This window comes from Limnohabitans sp., assembly GCF_046052825.1.
Lineage (GTDB): Bacteria > Pseudomonadota > Gammaproteobacteria > Burkholderiales > Burkholderiaceae_C > Limnohabitans.
In genome coordinates, this window is sequence record NZ_JAVLFP010000073.1 from 1 (window position 1) to 18649 (window position 18649).

Here is an 18649-nt window from a genome sequence, read left to right on the forward strand (position 1 = left end):
CTTGGGGCTGTTGTCTGACAGCAGCAAAGCCTCCACCGTGTTCTCGGTGAGCTTGACCACTTGGCGCGCCAAGCCCGACTGGATGGCCCACAACAGCAAGCCATGCAAGACCAACACCCCGACAATGCCCATCACGTGACGGCGCGGCGTGCGTTGACGAGAGGCGTAGCTGACGTTGGAAAACGAAGGGGCAGACAATGTGTGGGCGGGCTGAAAAAGTGTGGCGATTTTAGGCGCGCTCCTGTGAACAACCTGTGAAGTGTGGATGCCACTTCAAACTGGCTGTGTCTTCGTGCGACGGCTGCGTCTTCTCAGGTCACAGGCGCGGGGTTGAACAGCACCAGCGCGTTGTGCAGCTTCCAGTGCTCGGCCCAGGTTTTGTGGCGACCACTGGCCACGTCTAGCATGAGGTGGAACATCTCCCAGCCCACCTCCTCAATCGTTTTGTCGCCATCGGCAATCGTGCCCGCGTTGATGTCCATCAGGTCGTGCCAGCGGCGGGCCAAGTCGGTGCGTGTGGCCACTTTGATCACCGGCACTTCGGCCAAGCCATAGGGCGTGCCGCGTCCGGTGGTGAAGACATGCAGGTTCATGCCAGCAGCCAACTGCAGGGTGCCACAAATGAAATCGCTCGCGGGTGTGGCGGCATAAATCAAGCCCTTTTGGCGCAGCTTTTCGCCGGGCGAGAGCACACCAGAAATCGGGGCTGTGCCCGACTTGACGATGGAGCCCATGGCTTTTTCCACGATGTTGGACAGCCCGCCTTGCTTGTTGCCCGGCGTGGTGTTGGCACTGCGGTCCACCCGACCCCGCGCCAGGTAGGCGTCGTACCACGCCATTTCGCGCACCATGGCTTGGGCCACTTCAGGGCTGCTGGCGCGTGAGGTGAGTTGGTCAATGCCGTCGCGCACCTCGGTCACCTCTGAGAACATCACACTCGCGCCTGCGCGCACCAGCAAGTCGGTGCAAAAGCCCACCGCCGGATTGGCCGTGACACCCGAAAACGCATCACTGCCACCGCACTGCACGCCCACCACCAGTTCGCTGGCGGGCACGGTTTCGCGGCGACGTTGGTTGAGTCGGGTCAAGTGGCGTTGGGCCGTGGCCATGATGTGCTCGACCATCGACATGAAACCCACGTGTCCCTCGTCTTGCAAACACACCACATCCAGCGCTTCGCCGCGTTGGTCGTTGATGGGGATGGCACCGGGCGGCATCAAGCGCTCGGGCTGCAATTTTTCGCAGCCCAGGCTGACCACCATCACCTCGCCGCCAAAGTTGGGGTTGAGGCTGATGTTGCGCAGCGTGCGGATGGGGATCTCTGCCCCATCGGCGTCAATCGCCACACCGCAGCCATAGCTGTGCTCCAGGCCCACCACATCGTCCACGTTCGCAAATTGCGGCAGCAACTCCGCCTTGATGCGTTGCACGGCAAAGCTCACCACGCCCGACACGCATTGCACCGTGGTGGTGATGGCCAAGATGTTGCGCGTGCCCACCGATCCATCGGCGTTGCGATAGCCCTCAAAGGTGTAGCCCTCCAGTTCAGGCAGCGGCTCAGGCTTGACGGTGGCCATGGGCAAGTGGTCAAGCCCACGCGCCGCAGGCATGGCCAACAAGCGCTCATGCACCCAACTGCCCGCCGCAATGTCTTGCAAGGCGTAGCCGATGGGAATGCCATAGCGCAGCACGGCGCTTTGGGCAGGCAAGTCGCACAGCGCCACTTTGTGGCCTTGGGGCACGCGGTCTTTCAAGGTCAGACCGGAGTCCAACACGGTGCCGGCAGGCAAGCCCCCGTGGTTGGCCACGATGGCGACGTTGTCGCTGGCATGCATGCGGATGGTGAGCGGGCGCATCAAAGTCTCCAGTGGATGTGTGCTATCTTTGTGTCAATGATAGCGGTACCATGACCGCGCTTGCAAGAGAGATCACACCTGCCCATGTCGGAGTCAGACCACACCAAACGTTCACGCCGCAGCAGTGGCGCCATCACCTTGCGCGACGTGGCCATGCTGGCCGGTGTGGCCCCCATCACGGCCTCGCGCGCCATCAACACCCCCGCCCAGGTGTCGCCCGACGTGCTGCGCAAAGTGCAAGAAGCGGTGCAGCGCACCGGCTACGTGCCCAACCGCATGGCGGGCGGCTTGGCCTCGTCGCGCAGCCGCTTGATCGCCGCCGTGGTGCCTAGCACCGTGATGTCGGTGTTCATGCAAACCATCGAGGCCTTGAACGACACCTTGTTTGACGCGGGCTACCAGCTGATGTTGGGCCAGTCGGGCTACTCGGCGGCACGCGAAGAAACCTTGCTCGAAGCCATCATCGGGCGACGCCCAGACGGCATTTTTTTAACAGGCATCTTGCCCCCCGGCAAAGGCCGCACCCGCTTGCTGGCCTCGGGCATTCCGGTGGTCGAAACTTGGGACTTGACGCCCACGCCGATTGACATGCTGATTGGCTTTTCTCACTCGGACATTGGCCGTGCCGTGGCCCGTTTTTTGATTGGCAAAGGGCGTCGCCGCTTTGCCATCGTGCGGGCCGAAGACGAGCGTGCGGATCGCCGCACCATCGCTTTTCAAGAGGTGCTGGCCCAGCAAGGCTTGCCGCCCGCCGAGGTGGTGAACGTGGGGGCCTCGCGCTCCTTGCGCAGTGGGCGCGATGCGATGGCGCACATCTTGACGCACAGCCCCGAGGTCGATGCCATTTTTTGCAGTTCCGACTTGCTGGCTTTGGGCGTGGTGACCGAGGCGCGCGCCCAGCAGGTGTCGATCCCCGGGCGCATGGCGGTGGTCGGTTTTGGTGATGTGCCCTTTGTGGCCGACATGGAGCCCGCACTCACCACCGTGCGCATCAACGGGGGCGACATTGGGCTTCAAGCCGCCCAGTTTTTGATGGCGCGTGCCGAAGGCCGCGCAGTGGACGCGCGCATTGTGGATGTGGGGTTTTCCATCGTTGAGCGTGCCAGCACCTGACTGGCGTAAACCCTAGGCCAAACCCATTGACGCGCCAAGTTCTGTTCGCTAGCATTCTTTCACTGATTTGGTAGCGCTACCAAATCAAACTCAATGCATCCTTTCAACCCATTGTTTCAACCCCTAGCTCTGTATGACCTCCACGCCCAAGCCCTTGTACAAACGCCTGTTGCTCACCGGTGCTGCCGGTGGTTTGGGGCGGGCCTTGCGGCCACGTCTGACGGCGCGCTGTGAGGTCTTGCGCGTCAGTGACCTGGCCGAATTGGGCGCGGCCCAGCCGGGCGAAGAGGTCCATCAAGTGGCCTTGCAAGACCGGGCTGCTGTGCTGGCGCTGTTGGACGGGGTAGACGCCGTGGTTCACCTGGGCGGCATCTCGACCGAACATGCGTTTGACGACATCTTGCAAGCCAACATCGTGGGCGCTTACAACTTGTACGAGGCCGCACGCATCCACGGCACGCGGCGCATTGTGTTTGCCAGCTCCAACCATGTGACGGGCTTTTACCGGCAGGATGAAGTGGTCAGCCCCACCATGCCCGTGCGCCCCGACAGCTACTACGGCCTGAGCAAAGCCTTTGGCGAAAACCTGGCGCGTTTTTACTTTGACCGTTACGGCATTGAAACCGTGTGCTTGCGCATCGGCTCTTCGTTCCCTGAGGCCAAAGACCGCCGCATGCTGGCCACCTGGATGAGTTACGACGACTTAGAGCGCTTGGTCGTGGCCAGCTTGAGCTCGCCGGTGGTGGGCTACAGCGTGATTTACGGCATGTCGGACAACCACCACGTTTGGTGGGACAACACCTCGGCCAAGCACATCGGCTACCGCCCGCAAGACAGCTCAGAACCCTTTCGCGCTGCGGCAGAGGCCAACCAACCCACCCTCGATCTCACCGACCCCGCCGTGATTTACCAAGGCGGCGGTTTTGTCAAAGCCGGACCTTTTTGAATTCTTAAACCACTCCAGGAGACAACCATGCATGCACGTTTGAATTTGCTCAAAACCCTGATCGCCACCGCAGCGGCCTCGGTGTTCGCCCTCACAGCCCAAGCCATCGAATTTCGCTCATCAGACATCCACCCCGACGACTACCCCACGGTGCAGGCCGTGCGTCACATGGGCGAAGAGCTCAGCAAGGCCACCAATGGCAAGTTCACCATCAAGGTGTTTGCCAAATCTGCTCTGGGTCAAGAAAAAGACACCATCGAGCAAACCAAGCTCGGCGCGCTGGCCATGACCCGCGTCAACGTGGCACCCATGAACAACATCTGCGCCGCCACCATGGTGCCCACCATGCCCTTCTTGTTCCGCTCCACCGAACACATGCGCAAGGTGTTGGACGGCGCCATCGGCGAAGAAATTTTGAAAGACTGCGAGCCCCAAGGCTTTGTCGGCTTGGCGTTCTACGACTCAGGCGCTCGCTCCATCTACACCGTGAAAAAACCCATCAAAACCTTGGCCGATGCCAAGGGCTTGAAGGTGCGCGTGCAGCAAAGCGATTTGTGGGTGTCCTTGCTCGAAGCCATGGGCGCCAACGCCACACCGATGCCGTATGGCGAGGTCTACACCGCACTCAAAACCGGTTTGGTTGACGCGGCTGAAAACAACTACCCCAGCTACGAAAGCTCACGCCACTTCGAAGTGGCCAAGTACTACAACAAGACCGAGCACTCGATGGCGCCCGAAATCTTGTTGTTCTCCAAAAAAGTGTGGGACACCTTGTCGGCCGACGAGCAAAAGCAAATCCGTGCCGCCGCCAAAGAGTCGGTGGTCTACATGCGCAAGCTGTGGGACGAGCGTGAGACCAAGTCCTTGGCCATTGTCAAAGCCGGTGGCGCTGAAATTGTGGACGTGGACAAAGCCAGCTTCCAAGCTGCGATGAAGCCGGTGTACGACAAGTTCTTGAAAGATCCCAAGTTGCAAGACATGGTCAAGCGCATCAACGCCGTCAAGTAAATGTCAACCTACACCCGCTTTTGTGCTGCCTTGGCGCGGCTGTGCTTGCAGATCGGCGTCACGGGTTTGATGCTGCTGATTGCCGCCGTGCTGTACCAGGTGATTGGGCGCTATGTGTTCAACGACACGCCCACCTGGGCCGAGAGTGGCGCGGTGTTGTTGGTGCTCTACGTGACCATGCTGGGCATGGCCGTGGGGGTGCGCGACGCGGGCCACATCGGGTTGGAGTCACTCTTGGTGCTGGTGCCTGAGGGCATCCGGCTCAAGATGGAACTCATGATCCACGCCTTGGTGTTGGTGTTTGGCGTGGTCATGGCCTACAACTGCGGCTTGCTGGCGCACAGCGTGTGGGATTACAAAATCCCCACCCTGGGTTTGTCTGAGGCTTTCAAATACGCGCCACCTGCCATGGCTGGGGGCTTGATTGTGTTGTTCTCTTTGGAGCACATCATCGCGCTAGTGCGTGGTGAAGAAGTGGAGCCTTCATGGCACTGACGATTTTGTGCGTGAGCTTCACGCTGCTGCTGTTGCTCGGCGTGCCGGTGGCTTTTTCGATTGGCTTGTCCTCATTGGCCACCTTGTTGTACGAGGGCCTGCCCTTGGCGGTGGGCTTTCAGCAAATGATTTCGGGCATGAACCCGTTTTCATTCTTGGCCATTCCGTTTTTCATTTTTGCGGGCGAGATCATGATGTACGGCGGCATCGCCGACAAGATCGTGGACTTTGCCAAGTCACTCGCGGGCCATGTGCGTGGCGGCCTGGGCATGAGCAATGTGTTGGCCTGCACCTTGTTTGGCGGCGTCAGTGGTTCGCCAGTGGCCGATGTGTCTGCCATGGGCGCGGTGCTGATTCCGCAAATGAAGAAAGAGGGTTACGACGCGGACTATGCGGTCAACGTCACCACCCATGCGTCCTTGGTGGGTGCTTTGATGCCCACCAGCCACAACCTCATCATCTTCACCTTGGCTGCCAGCGGCAAGGTCAGCATTGCGGCGCTCATCTTGGCCGGCATCGTGCCCGCCATGGTGTTGACGATCTGCAACTTGGTGGCGGCTTATGCCGTGGCCGTGAAGCGTGGTTACCCCGCAGGCACCTTCCCAGGTTGGGCGGTGGTGGGGCATTCGTTCTTGCAGTCTCTGCCGGGTTTGCTGGTGGTGGTCATCATCATTGTGGGCATTTTGTCGGGCGCCTTCACCGCCACCGAGTCGGCTTCTGTCGCCGTGGTCTGGGCCTTGTTTTTGGCAGCAGTGGTCTACAAGCGACTCACGCGTGAGCAACTGCTCAAGGCCGCAGCCAAAGCCGTCAAGAGCACCGGTGCTGTGTTGCTGCTGATTGGCATCAGCTCGATGTTTGGTTACCTGATTGGCTTGTACGGCGTGGCCGAGTTGACGGGCAATATGTTGTCGGGTTTCAGCACCACACCCTGGGTGATCTTCTTGTGCGTGAACATCATCTTGTTTGTGCTGGGCACTTTCTTGGACATGGCGGCCACCATTTTGATTTGCACGCCCATCTTTTTGCCCATCTGCCAACAAATGGGCATGAGCACCGAGCAGTTTGGCATTGTCATGCTGATCAACTGCGCCTTGGGGCTCAACACCCCACCGGTGGGGACCACCCAGTTTGTGGGTTGCACCATTGGCGGCGTGTCGGTCGGCACGGTCATGAAAACCATTTGGCCGTTTTACGGCGGCCTGATTGCTGCACTGATGCTGGTCACCTATGTGCCTGCGTTCTCGATGTGGCTGCCCAACTTGATTTTGAAATAAGCCGCTATGACCACTGGCCCGCAGATTCCTTTCCACACCCAGTCGCGTTACCCCGACCCGAGCATTGAGGTGCTGGACCCCCGCTTTTTGAAGCTGCGTTTGTTCAGCAGCAGCGTCGAGCAACTCGCCAGCGGCTTGCGCTGGGCCGAGGGCCCGGTGTGGTTTGGCGACGGCCGCTATCTGCTGTTGTCGGACATTCCCAACAACCGCATCTTGCGTTGGGACGATGCGTCGGGCCATGTGAGTGAGTTTCGCGCCCCGTCCCACAATGCCAACGGTTTGGCCCGTGACCACCTGGGGCGCTTGCTCACCTGCGAGCACCAAACGCGCCGCGTCACACGCACCGAATACAACGGCCACATCACCGTGTTGGCCGATCGCTTTGAGGGCAAGCGGCTCAACTCACCCAACGACATCGTGTGCCAGCGCCATGGCGCGGTGTGGTTCACCGACCCGCCGTTTGGCATCGGCGGCGATTGGGAGGGCGATGCCGCCCCCGCAGAGCTGCCCCATGCGGTCTACCGCATCGACCCGCACAGCGGTGTCTTGCAGCAGGTGTTGACCGATCTGCAAGGCCCCAATGGTCTGGCGTTTTCGCCCGACGAGTCGGTGTTGTATGTGGTGGAGAGCCGCGCCCAACCGCACCGCAAGGTGTGGGCCTATGACGTGGCCACAGATGGCGTGTTGAGCGGCAAGCGCTTGGTGATCGACGCGCAAGGGCCGGGTGCCTTGGATGGCATTGCGGTGGATGCCACCGGCCACATTTGGTGTGGCTGGGGCAGCGATGGTTCTTTGGATGCAGATGCCGCCGCACTCGACGGTGTGCGCGTGTTCACCCCCGATGGCACAGCCATCGGCCACATCCACTTGCCCGAGCGTTGCGCCAACCTGTGTTTTGGCGGCGCCAAACACAACCGCTTGTTCATGGCCAGCAGCCATTCGCTGTATGCGCTGTACACCAACACCCGTGGTGCCACGGACTGATTCCCTTCAGGAGTTGAGATGACACACACACGCATGCTGCGTTGGCTCTTGGCCGCCGCGACTTTCAGCCTGGCTTGCACTGCCCACGCATGGCCCGACAAACCCGTGACCTTGGTGGTGCCGTTTCCGCCCGGCGGTTCCACCGATTTGATTGCCCGCACCTTGGCCCCCAAGCTGCAAGAAAAATTTGGCGGTAGCTTCATCGTCGACAACAAAGCAGGTGCGACCGGCACCATTGGCACTGGCTTTGTGGCGCGTGCGCCGGCCGATGGCCACACCTTGCTGGTGTCGTCGCTGGGGCCGTTTGTGATTGCCCCGCACTTGCTCAGCAAAGTGCCCTACGACGCCTTGAAAGACCTCGACTCCATCAGCGTCGCGGTGCAAGCGCCCAATGTCTTGGTGGTGCCCGCCAACTCGCCGCACAAAACCATGGCGCAGGTGCTGGCCTTTGCCAAAGCCAACCCCGACAAGTTGACGTTTGCGTCTTCGGGCAACGGCAGCAGCGACCACCTCACCGCCGAGTTGTTTTGGTTGCAAACCGGCACCACCGGCGTGCACGTGCCCTACAAAGGTGGTGGGCCCGTGATGACCGATTTGCTGGGCGGGCAAGTGGACGCCTCGTTCATGAACCTCAACACCGCCATGCCGCAAATCGTGGCGGGCAAACTGCGTGCGCTGTCCATCACCAGTGCCAAGCGCTCGCCGCTCTTGCCAGCGGTGCCCACGCTGGAAGAGCTGGGCATCAAAGAAGCCAATGTGTATTCGTGGCAAGCCATTGCGGGCCCGCGTGGCTTGCCCGCAGACCTCAAGGCCAAGCTGCATGCGGCCATCTTGGCGGCCTTGAACGACCCGCAGGTCAAACCCAAATTGCTGGAGCTTGGCTTTGAAATTGTGGCCACCACGCCCGAGCAATTCAGCGCTTACCAGGCCGCTGAATTTGCCCGTTGGAAAAAACTCATCGAATCGCGCAACATCAAAGCGGATTGAATCGAAGCAGATTCAATCGGCGCCACTTTCTCCTACCCATGACCCACACCACGCCCACCATCACCCAATTGCGCGTCATCCCCGTGGCCGGGCATGACAGCATGCTGCTCAATCTGTCGGGCGCGCACGGTGCGTTCTTCACCCGCAACTTGCTCATCCTCACCGACAACGCAGGCCGCACCGGCATTGGCGAAGTGCCCGGTGGCGAAAAAATTCGCGCCACCTTAGAAGACGCTGCCGAGCTGGTGGTGGGCCAAAGCCTGGGCCAGGTGCAAGCCGTGCTCAACCGCATGCACGCGCGTTTTGCCGACCGCGACTCGGGCGGGCGTGGCTTGCAGACCTTTGACCTGCGCACCACCATCCATGCCGTCACAGCGGTGGAGTCGGCCTTGCTCGATTTGCTGGGGCAGCACCTGAACGTGCCTGTGGCGGCGCTCTTGGGCGAAGGCCAGCAGCGCAGCTCGGTGGAGATGTTGGGTTATTTGTTTTTCATTGGCGACCGCACCCGCACCGACTTGCCTTACCGCAGCGAACAAGACGCAGACGATGCGTGGTTCCGCTTGCGCAACGAAGAAGCCATGACACCCGAATCGGTGGTGCGTTTGGCCGAGGCCGCACATGCCAAATACGGCTTCAACGACTTCAAGCTCAAAGGTGGTGTGCTGGCGGGTGAGGCCGAAATTGAGGCCGTGCGTGCCTTGCACGAACGCTTTCCACAGGCACGCGTCACGCTCGACCCCAACGGGGGCTGGCTGCTCAAAGATGCGGTGCGCTTGATGCGCGACCTGCACGGTGTGGTGGCCTACGCCGAAGACCCGTGCGGGGCCGAAGAGGGCTTCAGTGGCCGCGAGGTGATGGCCGAGTTCCGCCGTGCCACCGGCTTGCCCACCGCCACCAACATGGTGGCCACCGACTGGCGCCAGCTGACGCATTCGCTCTCGCTGCAAAGCGTTGACATTCCGCTGGCCGACCCGCATTTTTGGACCATGGCTGGCTCGGTGCGCGTGGCCCAAACCTGCCGCGACTGGGGCTTGACCTGGGGCTCGCATTCCAACAACCACTTCGATGTGTCCTTGGCCATGTTCACCCATGTGGCGGCTGCGGCACCGGGTAAGGTCACCGCCATCGACACCCACTGGATTTGGCAAGACGGCCAGGGCCTGACCCAAGAGCCCCTGCACATCATCGGCGGCCATGTACAAGTGCCCACCCAGCCCGGCTTGGGCGTGCAGCTCGACATGGACAAGGTCGAGGCTGCGCACCAGCTCTATTTGCAACACGGCTTGGGCGCACGCGACGACGCCACAGCCATGCAATACCTGATACCCGGTTGGAAGTTTGACCACAAGCGCCCGTGCATGGTGCGCTGATTTTTTAGAACCTCATTTTTAAAACACCAAGGACCTCTCATGAAAATTGGATTCATCGGCCTAGGCATCATGGGCACGCCCATGGCGCAACACCTGCTCAATGCCCAGCACGACCTGTATGTGCGCACCCGCAGCCAAGTGCCTGCGGTGTTGAGCGCCGCCACCGTGTGTGCCACCAATGCCGACGTGGCGCGTGCCGCCGACATCATCTTTTTGATGTTGCCCGACACGCCCGATGTGCAGCGTGTGTTGTTTGGCCCAGAGGGTGTGAGCGAAGGCTTGACGGCCGGCAAGATCGTGGTGGACATGAGCTCCATCTCGCCCATGGACACCAAGCAGTTTGCGCAACAGATCAACGCCTTGGGCTGCGAGTACTTGGACGCGCCCGTCTCCGGCGGTGAAGTAGGGGCCAAAGCCGCCAGCCTGACCATCATGGTCGGTGGCGCACAAGCCACCTTCGACACAGTCAAACCCCTGTTCGAGTTGATGGGCAAAAACATCACCCTGGTGGGCGGCAATGGCGACGGCCAAACCACCAAGGTGGCCAATCAAATCATCGTGGCTTTGAACATCGCTGCGGTGGGCGAGGCCTTGCTGTTTGCCAGCAAAGCAGGGGCCGACCCCGCCAAAGTGCGCTCGGCCTTGATGGGCGGTTTTGCGGCCAGTCGAATTTTGGAAGTGCATGGCGAACGCATGATCAAGCGCACGTTTGACCCTGGGTTTCGCATTGCCCTGCACCAGAAAGATTTGGGCCTGGCCCTCAACGGTGCCAAGACCATGGGCGTGTCTTTGCCGCAAACCGCGTCAGCCGCGCAACTCATGCAGGCCTGTGCTGCCAATGGCTGGGGGCAAATGGACCATTCGGCCTTGGTCAAGGCGCTGGAGTTGATGGCGGGGCATCAAGTCAGCGCCGCTGTTTAAAAACCGTTCGGCCGGTTGCCGCGACACAGAGAACATTCATCCTGGGAGACAACACATGCAAAACAAAACTTCAACGCCACGCCGTCAATGGCTCAAGATGGCTGCAGGTACCGGCTTGACAGCCTTAAGCGCTGCTGCGGACGCGCAGTCGTTTGGCTTTCGCCCTAACCAGCGCTACCCCGACCCGGCGGTGCAGATCTTGGACCCTAGCTTTACCAAGTACCGCATCTATAGCAGCACGGTAGAACAAGTGGCCACTGGCATGCGCTGGGCCGAAGGCCCGGCTTACCACGCCAAGGGCGGCTATTTGTTGTTCAGCGACATCCCGAATAACCGCATCATGAAGTTTGATGAAGCCACCGGCAAAACCACTGTTTACCGTGAGAAAGCCAACTACGCCAATGGCAATGTGATCGACCGCCAAGGCCGCCTCATCACTTGCGAGCACTCGGTGACACGCCGCGTCACGCGCACCGAACTCAACGGCAAGATCACCGTGTTGGCCGACAGCTTTGAAGGCAAGCGCTTGAATGCGCCCAACGACATCGTGGTCAAGTCAGACGACAGCATTTGGTTCACCGACCCCGTGTTTGGCATCAATGGCGAGTGGGAAGGTTCACGTGCCAAACCCGAGCAAGCCACCACCAATGTCTACCGTATCGGTACCGATGGCAAACTCACCGCAGTGATCACCGAGCTTGTCAATCCCAATGGTTTGGCCTTCTCGCCCGACGAGAAAAAGCTCTATGTGGTGGAGTGGAAGGGCACGCCTAACCGCAGCATTTGGAGCTTTGATGTGAATGCCGATGGCAGTGTGTCCAATAAAACCAAACTCATTGATGCAGCCGACCAAGGCGCTTTGGATGGCTTCAAGGTCGACCGTGATGGCAACCTGTGGTGCGGCTGGGGCAGCAACGGCGCACTCCAAGCTGAGCCCACTGACATGGGCTTGCGCAAAGTCTTCGGTCTCAAAGGCAAGTCCGAAGACTTGGACGGTGTGATGGTGTTCAACCCACAAGGCAAAGCCATTGGCTTTATCCAACTGCCAGAGCGTTGCGCCAACTTGGCTTTTGGCGGCCCTAAGCGCAATCGCCTCTACATGACCAGCAGCCACTCGGTCTACGCTTTGTATGTGGAGTCACACGGCGCGGCTTGATGGACCGCAGCACATCAAAAAACCCGCTGATCGCAATGACAGCGGGTTTTTTTGCGACCTCTTGTCAGAGGCTGTCAGTACCTGAAACCGATCAATGGTTGTCGGTCAACTGGTCCAAGATGGCTGGGTTTTCCAAGGTCGAGGTGTCTTGGGTGATCGCCTCGTTCTTGGCCAAGCTGCGCAGCAGTCGGCGCATGATCTTGCCGGAACGTGTCTTGGGCAGGTTGTCACCGAAGCGGATGTCTTTGGGCTTGGCGATGGGGCCAATTTCTTTGCCCACGTGGTCGCGCAAGATTTTGGCAATCGCTTTGGCTTCGTCGCCCACAGGGCGGGGGCGCTTCAACACCACAAACGCGCAGATGGCTTCACCGGTGGTGTCGTCAGGACGACCCACCACCGCGGCTTCGGCCACCAGCTCAGTGCAGCTCACCAAGGCCGATTCAATTTCCATCGTGCCCATGCGGTGGCCCGACACGTTCAACACGTCGTCTATGCGTCCGGTGATGGTGAAGTAACCGGTCTTCTCGTCGCGGATGGCACCGTCGCCCGCCAGGTAGTACTTGCCCTTGAACTCTTCAGGGTAGTAGCTCTTCACAAAGCGCTCGGGGTCGCCCCAGATGGTGCGAATCATCGACGGCCAGGGGCGCTTGACCACCAAGATGCCGCCTTGGCCGTTGGGCATGTCGTGGCCCGCTTCGTCCACCACCGCCGCTTGAATGCCAGGGAAGGGCAGGGTGCACGAGCCGGGCACCATGGGCGTCACACCGGGCAGCGGTGTGATCATGTGGCCACCGGTCTCGGTTTGCCAGAAGGTGTCCACGATCGGGCAGCGGCTGCCGCCCACGTGCTTGTAGTACCACTCCCAAGCCGCAGGGTTGATGGGCTCGCCCACCGAACCCAGCAAGCGCAGGCTCGACAAATCAAAGCTCTTGGGGTGCACGGCATCGTTGGCTTCAGCGGCCTTGATGAGCGAGCGAATGGCGGTGGGCGCGGTGTAGAAGATCGAGACCTTGTGGTCTTGGATCATCTTCCAGAAGCGCCCGGCATCGGGGTAAGTAGGCACGCCTTCAAACACGATTTCTGTGCCGCCCAAAGCCAAGGGGCCGTAGGTGATGTAGGTGTGGCCCGTGACCCAACCGATGTCGGCGGTACACCAGAACACGTCGTTGTCTTTCAAGTCGAAAGTCCACTTGGTGGTCAGTGCGGCATGCAGCAAGTACCCGCCCGTGCTGTGTTGCACGCCTTTTGGTTTGCCGGTGGAGCCCGAGGTGTAGAGCAAGAACAAGGGGTGCTCAGCACCCACCCATTCGGGTTCGCAGGTGGTGGCTTGTTTGTCGGCCAACTCGGCCAACCATTGGTCGCGGCCAGCGGTCATGGCAATGTCGCCACCGGTGCGCTTGACCACCAACACGTTCTTCACCGAGTCGCAACCGCCCAAGGCGATGGCTTCGTCGACGATGGCTTTCAAAGGCAGGTGTTTGCCGCCGCGCACTTGTTGGTCGGCGGTGATCACGGCCACGGCGCCTGTGTCTTCGATGCGGTCACGCAGCGACTGGGCCGAGAAACCGCCAAACACCACCGAGTGGGTGGCACCAATGCGGGCACAGGCTTGCATGGCGGCCACACCGTCGATGGACATCGAGATGTAGATCATCACGCGGTCGCCTTTTTTCACGCCGATGGACTTCAGGCCATTGGCGATCTGGCAGGTCTTGGTGAGCAGTTGGCTGTAGGTGATCTGGGTCACTTCACCGCCATCGGCTTCAAAAATGATGGCGGTTTTGTCGCCCAGGCCTTTGTCGACGTTGCGGTCGAGGCAGTTGTACGAGGCATTCAAGGTGCCGTCTTCAAACCACTTGAAGAAGGGGGCGTTGCTCTCGTCGAGCGTTTGGGTGAAAGGAGTTTTCCAGCTCAGCAAGTCGCGGGCCTGTTCGGCCCAAAAACCTTCGTAGTCGGTGTCTGCTTTTTTGCACAGCGCCTCGTAGGCGGGCATGCCAGAGATGGTGGCATTTTTGACAAATTCAGCGGAAGGCTGGTGGATGGTGATGTCGCTCATGGAAACGGTCTCCTCATTTTTAGACGGCACTGGCGTGGAACCCCGCAACTGTGGCGGGGGGCTCTTACAAGGGTCTGACGAGGTTGTGGCTCACACCACCACCCAGGGTTTGTTTGCGTTAGGTCAAATCCACAGCACGAAGCCGTTGATGGTGGACAAGATGCCCAATATCCCTAAGCCACACGGCACCCAAAACAAGGTCCGCACGCCCGTCAAGATGGCGACCGAGGTCAACACAATGGCGATTTGAAGCAGTGCTTCGGCGTAGTCAAACCACGGGTCTTGTTGCATGGCGTGGTCGCGCTCATGCTCGTGTTCTTTGGCTTTGGCCATCAGCTCTTTTTTGCCGTCACCGGTCTCGGGCTCTGACTCGTAGCGCGAGATATTCTTTTGGTAATCGGCCAGTTTTTTCTCTAGCAATTCTTTGGCAGCGGGGCTGACTTTGTCTTGGGCCAGTTGCACCTGGATGTCATCGGCCGCAATTTTGTAATCGGTCTGGCGGATGTTCTTGGCTTGGTAGAACGCAAAAGCATTGGCGGCCAACACGTTGTGCACCATGGTTTCTTTGGCCGCGTTGTTGCCACCCAAGCTGGCAATGGCCAACACCATGGCCAAGGTAGACACCAGCATGGCGCAGCGGGTGCGGAAGGGGTCGTTGTTGCCGTGCTCTGGCAATTCGGTTTCTGGCATTTCGCTCATATTTTTCTCCTGGAGGTTGGTGGTTTAAATGGATTCTGTTGGCATCAAATCTGGGATGGGAATTTCAAATCCCAAATGTTGCGCCATGAAGTCACGGGCGAGAGTTTGCCAGCCCGCGAGGTGGGAATGGAGGTGGCGTAAACCCGGATCGTCGGACAGGCCTTGGTTGAAGTTCAGGGGGGTAGCAAACCGCAATTCATGCAAGGCGTACTCGGCTTGGTAGAGCTTGGGTGCTTGTCGGCTGTGCACATCGATGGCGCGCAAACGGCCGTCATGGCTCCAGTCGCAAAACACCAGATGGCCCATGCGGACCATCAGCACGCATTGCTTGGGTGCGATCTTGCCCAAAATTTTGCCATGGGCCAGCTCGCCAGCAGGGTCGATGGCGCGCAAGGCCGCCGAGGCCTCTTCGCCCAAAGCCACCCACGCTTCTGAAAGATGGCCGGCATGGAAATAGGCCTCCCAGAACCGGCGGCGGTAAGGGCCAATGTCGTCGTCGGTGTGCCGCAGGATGTCAAAAAACGCGTCCAGCGTGCGCGCCGTCAGCCAGCGACTCACCGTGGCCATGGCTTGTTGGCGCACGCCCAACCAACCTGCATGGTCGTGGCGGGGGTCCCCCAAGGTGCGCAGCAAGGAAGACATCAAAAATGCTTGTACCTCGGGCGGTGGCGTGCGTTCAAACCACGGCGAGAGCAAGCTGTGGGCAAACTCGTCGCGGCAAATCGGATAGCGAAAACGCTGTTGCGGTGTGCCCGGGGCGTGCAGCGCCCATTCGCACATGCGCTCGATGTAAGCCAAGGTGCAGCGCACCTCTTCGGGGGCGTTCAGCGCCACCAGGAAGGTCTGTTGTGCAAAGGGGTTGAGCCAAAAGCCCGAGGTCAAGGCGTGTTGCGCTTGCCAGTCGGTCAAGCGGGTGTCGCGCGGCAGCGCCAGGATGTCGCTTGCCACCTGCACAGGGCCTTGTTGTGGGTCGAGCAGTTGCAGGTGTTCGATCAGGCGTTGCAGGCCAAACGCCTCGGTGCTGGCCAGCGGTTGCATGACCCGTTGATCGGCAAAAAAATGGCGCGCACTGTGGGCCAGTTGCACAAACACCGCGTCGTCGGGCGCGAAGTGCTGCAAGTAGGTGTGCAGCAAAGGGCGCGCCCATTTCAGGGGGCGACGTGTCGTCAAGGCCTGGGGCAGGGTGGTGTGCCAAAAATACTGCGTCAGCTCGGCATGCCCGTGCAGGCCCCGCTTGCCTTGGAGCCACAAGGCGTAGGGCAGGTGGCGCCAGTCCCGTGGGCGTGGCGCTTGGCGAGCATCTGCGGGGGGCAGGGGTGAAAAGGCCACGGCCTCAAACGCGCTGAAGGTGCGCTCGCCGACGTTGCGCAGGTCGGGCTCGGGGCCCAAGCCCGTGCCGCGCCGCATGCGGGCTGCATGCGCCAGTTGGTCAAAGTCAGGGGGCAGCGGCTTGAAGAAATCGGTGCTGGCGTTCATGCTCTCAGCGCACCGTTTCTTGCATGCGTTTCAAGGTGCTGCTGGGGCCTTGGGCGGCGGGGTTGTCACTGGCTTGAAAAGCCAGCACAAAGCGCAACTCGACGCGGCGGTTTTTGGCTGCGTCGTCTTTGTCGCTGGGACGCTCGTCGGCGTAGGAGCTGATGCCAAAAACGGGTTGTTCACGCTCGTTGCGAAAGTCTTGCAAGCCACCTGCGTTGAGCACTTTGTAGACCGCACGTGCGCGGTCGAGCCCCAAGTGCCAGTTGCTGTAGTCGCCGCGTTTGAGGGGGGCCGAGTCGGTGTGGCCTTCGATCAAGATGGTTTCAATCTCCACCTGTTGTGGGTTGGGCGGACAGTCGCTGGGCAGTTGGCGGCGTTGCGAATAGATGTAGCAGGGCAACACCTGTTGCAGTTGCAGGGCCGATTGGCGCAGGGTTTGCACGCCCTCCGTTTGCAAGTCAGGCTGACCCAAGGCAAACAAGGTGTCTGCGGGCAGGGTGATCACACCCGAGGCTTGGTTGATGGTGACCGGCACGCCCGCGCTTTGTAAGCGGCTGCCAATGGCTTGCACCACGGCAGCCAGCGGGTCGGGCGGCGCAGCGTTGGGCGTCTCGGGCTTGCGGGCCAGCAGCACCATGACCATCACAATGAAGATGAACAACAAGCCAATCATCAGGTCGCTGGCCGAAGCCATGTAACCCGATTCTTCGACCTGTTCGTGGGGGGCCGTGGCGCGACGGCGTGGGATCAGCATCATGACTCAGGGCTTGTGGGGCAGGTGTTCGATGAACTCGTCCAACACTTCTTCCAAGTTGGTGATGCTGCCACTGAGTTGGTTCACGGCACTGGCCAGGTGTTGGTCCATCTTGGTGTGTAGCTCGGCAATTTGACCGCTGTAGCCCGACACGCCTTGTGTGAGGGCTTCCACCGTGCCGCTCAGCGCTTGTTGTGCTTCTTGCAAATGGGTGCGCACGTGGCCAAGGGCGGTTTCAGCGGCACGGGCACTTTCTTGAAGGGTGGTCACAGTTTGCCCCAAGGCCTGGTTCATGGGCAGCAAAGTGTCTTTGAAGTCGTTGGCCGCAGCGCGTTGCAGCGTGACCGAGCTTTCGACGGCCTGCGCACTGTCTTTGAAGCTGTCTGCGGTGTTGCGTATCAAGCCCAGGGTGGTGTGCAACTCGCCGCTGGCGCCTTGCACTTGCGTCAGCGTGTGGCCAAAGCTGTCCAACAAGGCGCTGAGTTGGGCGCTGCCTTGGGTGCCGGCTGTGCTGGCGCGCGTCAGGGCCGCGTCCAGTTCGGCCACGGTGCTGCGGGTGGTGAGGATGGTTTGGCTCAAGGTGGCCACCGCGTCGTGGAAGCTGGCCAAACCGTTTTCGATGCCCTGGGACATCAAGGCACCGGCTTTGCCCAACTCGTCGGCGGCTTGACTGCCCGCATGGCCAAAGCTTTGGCTGGAGGTTTGGATGCTGTCGGCCAAGCCACTGAGCTTGTCAAACGTGGGTTGCATGTGGCGCGACATCGCCTCGCCAATGGCATTGGCAAAGTCGCCTTCGAAGCGGCGCAATTGACTGACTTGGGCGCGGTTTTGTTCCAGCATGTCTTGGAACAAGTTGAGTTGCAGACGCACGCTGGCCTCGGCCGCGTTGTCGGGCACTTGGCTGCGCAGGGCGTGGCACAAGGCGTCGATGTTGGCTTGCAGGTTCTCCAGCGCCACCTTGGCACGCCAGTTCCACAGCAGCGAGCACAGCAACCCTGCAATCGAGGTGATGAACTTGCCGCCTGCCGTGGCAATGAGCGACTGCAAGGCCTGGTCTTGTTGGCGTGCTGACACGTCCAGCGCATTCAAGGCCAAGCCCGCTTGCTGCAAGGCCACCGCCAAAAAGATGAAGGTGCACATCAGGCCAAAGCCAATCAGCAAATTGGGCATGGTCTCGAACAAAGCCAGGTTCAGCCGCGCGCCCAAGACGCTGCGCACGTCCCATGTGTCGGCGTGGCTGCGAAAGCTGTAGCTTTGCAGCGCGCCTTGCGTGTCGGGCAGGTCAATCAAGCCAGCCTCGGTTTCGCGCAACAAAAACTTCAGCTCTGGGTCACGCGTGTCGGCTTGGGCTTGTTGCAAAGCTGCCCGGCTGTTGTGGGGGTTGCGCGCCAGGCTGTGTTGGAGTTGTTGGAGGGCGACACCCACATGGCGTATGCGCCGCGCCCAGACGCCAAAGCTCACCAGCGAGAAGACAACAATGAGGGCGGCAATGGCCAGGGGAACGGCCAGCTGTTGCAGCTGGGCCAAGTAGGGGTTCAGGGACATGCGGCTATT

At 60.4% G+C, this 18649-nt stretch carries 16 protein-coding genes and 1 pseudogene; 10 read left to right on the forward strand and 7 right to left on the reverse strand.

What is annotated here, in order from left to right; genetic code table 11:
• Together ACKWJN_RS12500 and garD are read right to left on the reverse strand one after the other, a co-directional pair.
• Positions 1 to 198, reverse strand: a pseudogene (locus ACKWJN_RS12500) (hypothetical protein); the annotation flags it as partial.
• A 113-nt stretch (positions 199 to 311) separates the two neighbouring features.
• Positions 312 to 1856, reverse strand: a complete 1545-nt coding sequence (garD, locus tag ACKWJN_RS12505) for a galactarate dehydratase (RefSeq protein WP_408597384.1) — start codon at positions 1854 to 1856, stop codon at positions 312 to 314.
• A gap of 84 nt (positions 1857 to 1940) precedes the next feature.
• Here garD and ACKWJN_RS12510 point away from each other — a divergent pair, with 84 nt between their 5' ends.
• The 10 genes from ACKWJN_RS12510 to ACKWJN_RS12555 all read left to right on the forward strand — a co-directional run bounded on the left by ACKWJN_RS12510 (position 1941) and on the right by ACKWJN_RS12555 (position 12110).
• Entirely contained in the window at positions 1941 to 2969 is a 1029-nt protein-coding gene (locus tag ACKWJN_RS12510) for a LacI family DNA-binding transcriptional regulator (RefSeq protein ID WP_408597386.1), read from the forward strand.
• A 133-nt stretch (positions 2970 to 3102) separates the two neighbouring features.
• Positions 3103 to 3915, forward strand: coding sequence for an NAD-dependent epimerase/dehydratase family protein (locus ACKWJN_RS12515; RefSeq protein WP_408597388.1), 813 nt, complete (start codon positions 3103 to 3105; stop codon positions 3913 to 3915).
• 39 nt (positions 3916 to 3954) lie between these two features.
• Positions 3955 to 4923 (forward strand): TRAP transporter substrate-binding protein, encoded by a 969-nt coding sequence (locus tag ACKWJN_RS12520; RefSeq protein ID WP_408597456.1) that lies wholly within the window; start codon positions 3955 to 3957, stop codon positions 4921 to 4923.
• Positions 4924 to 5418, forward strand: a complete 495-nt coding sequence (locus ACKWJN_RS12525) for a TRAP transporter small permease (protein ID WP_408597390.1) — start codon at positions 4924 to 4926, stop codon at positions 5416 to 5418.
• Positions 5409 to 6692, forward strand: a complete 1284-nt coding sequence (locus ACKWJN_RS12530) for a TRAP transporter large permease (protein ID WP_408597392.1) — start codon at positions 5409 to 5411, stop codon at positions 6690 to 6692. Before ACKWJN_RS12525 ends, ACKWJN_RS12530 begins: the two co-directional genes overlap by 10 nt.
• Before the next feature lie 6 nt (positions 6693 to 6698).
• On the forward strand, positions 6699 to 7676 hold the full coding sequence (locus tag ACKWJN_RS12535) for an SMP-30/gluconolactonase/LRE family protein (protein WP_408597394.1): 978 nt from the start codon (positions 6699 to 6701) through the stop codon (positions 7674 to 7676).
• Between the two features lie 33 nt (positions 7677 to 7709).
• On the forward strand, positions 7710 to 8663 hold the full coding sequence (locus ACKWJN_RS12540) for a Bug family tripartite tricarboxylate transporter substrate binding protein (RefSeq protein ID WP_408597458.1): 954 nt from the start codon (positions 7710 to 7712) through the stop codon (positions 8661 to 8663).
• A gap of 38 nt (positions 8664 to 8701) precedes the next feature.
• Complete coding sequence (gene gudD / locus ACKWJN_RS12545; RefSeq protein ID WP_408597396.1) at positions 8702 to 10033, forward strand: glucarate dehydratase; 1332 nt, start codon at positions 8702 to 8704, stop codon at positions 10031 to 10033.
• Between the two features lie 39 nt (positions 10034 to 10072).
• Complete coding sequence (locus ACKWJN_RS12550; RefSeq protein WP_408597397.1) at positions 10073 to 10954, forward strand: 2-hydroxy-3-oxopropionate reductase; 882 nt, start codon at positions 10073 to 10075, stop codon at positions 10952 to 10954.
• A 55-nt stretch (positions 10955 to 11009) separates the two neighbouring features.
• On the forward strand, positions 11010 to 12110 hold the full coding sequence (locus ACKWJN_RS12555) for an SMP-30/gluconolactonase/LRE family protein (protein ID WP_408597399.1): 1101 nt from the start codon (positions 11010 to 11012) through the stop codon (positions 12108 to 12110).
• A gap of 91 nt (positions 12111 to 12201) precedes the next feature.
• On the opposite strand, the gene acs is transcribed toward ACKWJN_RS12555, so the two are convergent.
• The 5 genes from acs to ACKWJN_RS12580 form a co-directional block, all read right to left on the reverse strand.
• Positions 12202 to 14166, reverse strand: coding sequence for an acetate--CoA ligase (gene acs, locus ACKWJN_RS12560; protein ID WP_408597401.1), 1965 nt, complete (start codon positions 14164 to 14166; stop codon positions 12202 to 12204).
• 123 nt (positions 14167 to 14289) lie between these two features.
• Complete coding sequence (locus ACKWJN_RS12565) at positions 14290 to 14865, reverse strand: DUF4337 domain-containing protein (RefSeq protein WP_408597403.1); 576 nt, start codon at positions 14863 to 14865, stop codon at positions 14290 to 14292.
• 24 nt (positions 14866 to 14889) lie between these two features.
• On the reverse strand, positions 14890 to 16341 hold the full coding sequence (locus ACKWJN_RS12570; RefSeq protein WP_408597404.1) for an EH signature domain-containing protein: 1452 nt from the start codon (positions 16339 to 16341) through the stop codon (positions 14890 to 14892).
• Positions 16342 to 16345: 4 nt separating this feature from the next.
• Positions 16346 to 17095 (reverse strand): flagellar motor protein MotB, encoded by a 750-nt coding sequence (locus tag ACKWJN_RS12575; protein WP_408597406.1) that lies wholly within the window; start codon positions 17093 to 17095, stop codon positions 16346 to 16348.
• 6 nt (positions 17096 to 17101) lie between these two features.
• On the reverse strand, positions 17102 to 18640 hold the full coding sequence (locus tag ACKWJN_RS12580; protein WP_408597408.1) for a hypothetical protein: 1539 nt from the start codon (positions 18638 to 18640) through the stop codon (positions 17102 to 17104).
• Between the last annotated feature and the right edge of the window lie 9 nt (positions 18641 to 18649).

Coding starts and splice junctions, on each gene's coding strand:
- garD (WP_408597384.1), bottom strand. CDS start 1,856: ATGCGCCCGCTCACCATCCGCATGCATGCCAGCGACAACGTCGCCATC.
- ACKWJN_RS12510 (WP_408597386.1), top strand. CDS start 1,941: ATGTCGGAGTCAGACCACACCAAACGTTCACGCCGCAGCAGTGGCGCC.
- ACKWJN_RS12515 (WP_408597388.1), top strand. CDS start 3,103: ATGACCTCCACGCCCAAGCCCTTGTACAAACGCCTGTTGCTCACCGGT.
- ACKWJN_RS12525 (WP_408597390.1), top strand. CDS start 4,924: ATGTCAACCTACACCCGCTTTTGTGCTGCCTTGGCGCGGCTGTGCTTG.
- ACKWJN_RS12530 (WP_408597392.1), top strand. CDS start 5,409: ATGGCACTGACGATTTTGTGCGTGAGCTTCACGCTGCTGCTGTTGCTC.
- ACKWJN_RS12535 (WP_408597394.1), top strand. CDS start 6,699: ATGACCACTGGCCCGCAGATTCCTTTCCACACCCAGTCGCGTTACCCC.
- ACKWJN_RS12540 (WP_408597458.1), top strand. CDS start 7,710: ATGCTGCGTTGGCTCTTGGCCGCCGCGACTTTCAGCCTGGCTTGCACT.
- gudD (WP_408597396.1), top strand. CDS start 8,702: ATGACCCACACCACGCCCACCATCACCCAATTGCGCGTCATCCCCGTG.
- ACKWJN_RS12550 (WP_408597397.1), top strand. CDS start 10,073: ATGAAAATTGGATTCATCGGCCTAGGCATCATGGGCACGCCCATGGCG.
- ACKWJN_RS12555 (WP_408597399.1), top strand. CDS start 11,010: ATGCAAAACAAAACTTCAACGCCACGCCGTCAATGGCTCAAGATGGCT.
- acs (WP_408597401.1), bottom strand. CDS start 14,166: ATGAGCGACATCACCATCCACCAGCCTTCCGCTGAATTTGTCAAAAAT.
- ACKWJN_RS12565 (WP_408597403.1), bottom strand. CDS start 14,865: ATGAGCGAAATGCCAGAAACCGAATTGCCAGAGCACGGCAACAACGAC.
- ACKWJN_RS12570 (WP_408597404.1), bottom strand. CDS start 16,341: ATGAACGCCAGCACCGATTTCTTCAAGCCGCTGCCCCCTGACTTTGAC.
- ACKWJN_RS12575 (WP_408597406.1), bottom strand. CDS start 17,095: ATGCTGATCCCACGCCGTCGCGCCACGGCCCCCCACGAACAGGTCGAA.
- ACKWJN_RS12580 (WP_408597408.1), bottom strand. CDS start 18,640: ATGTCCCTGAACCCCTACTTGGCCCAGCTGCAACAGCTGGCCGTTCCC.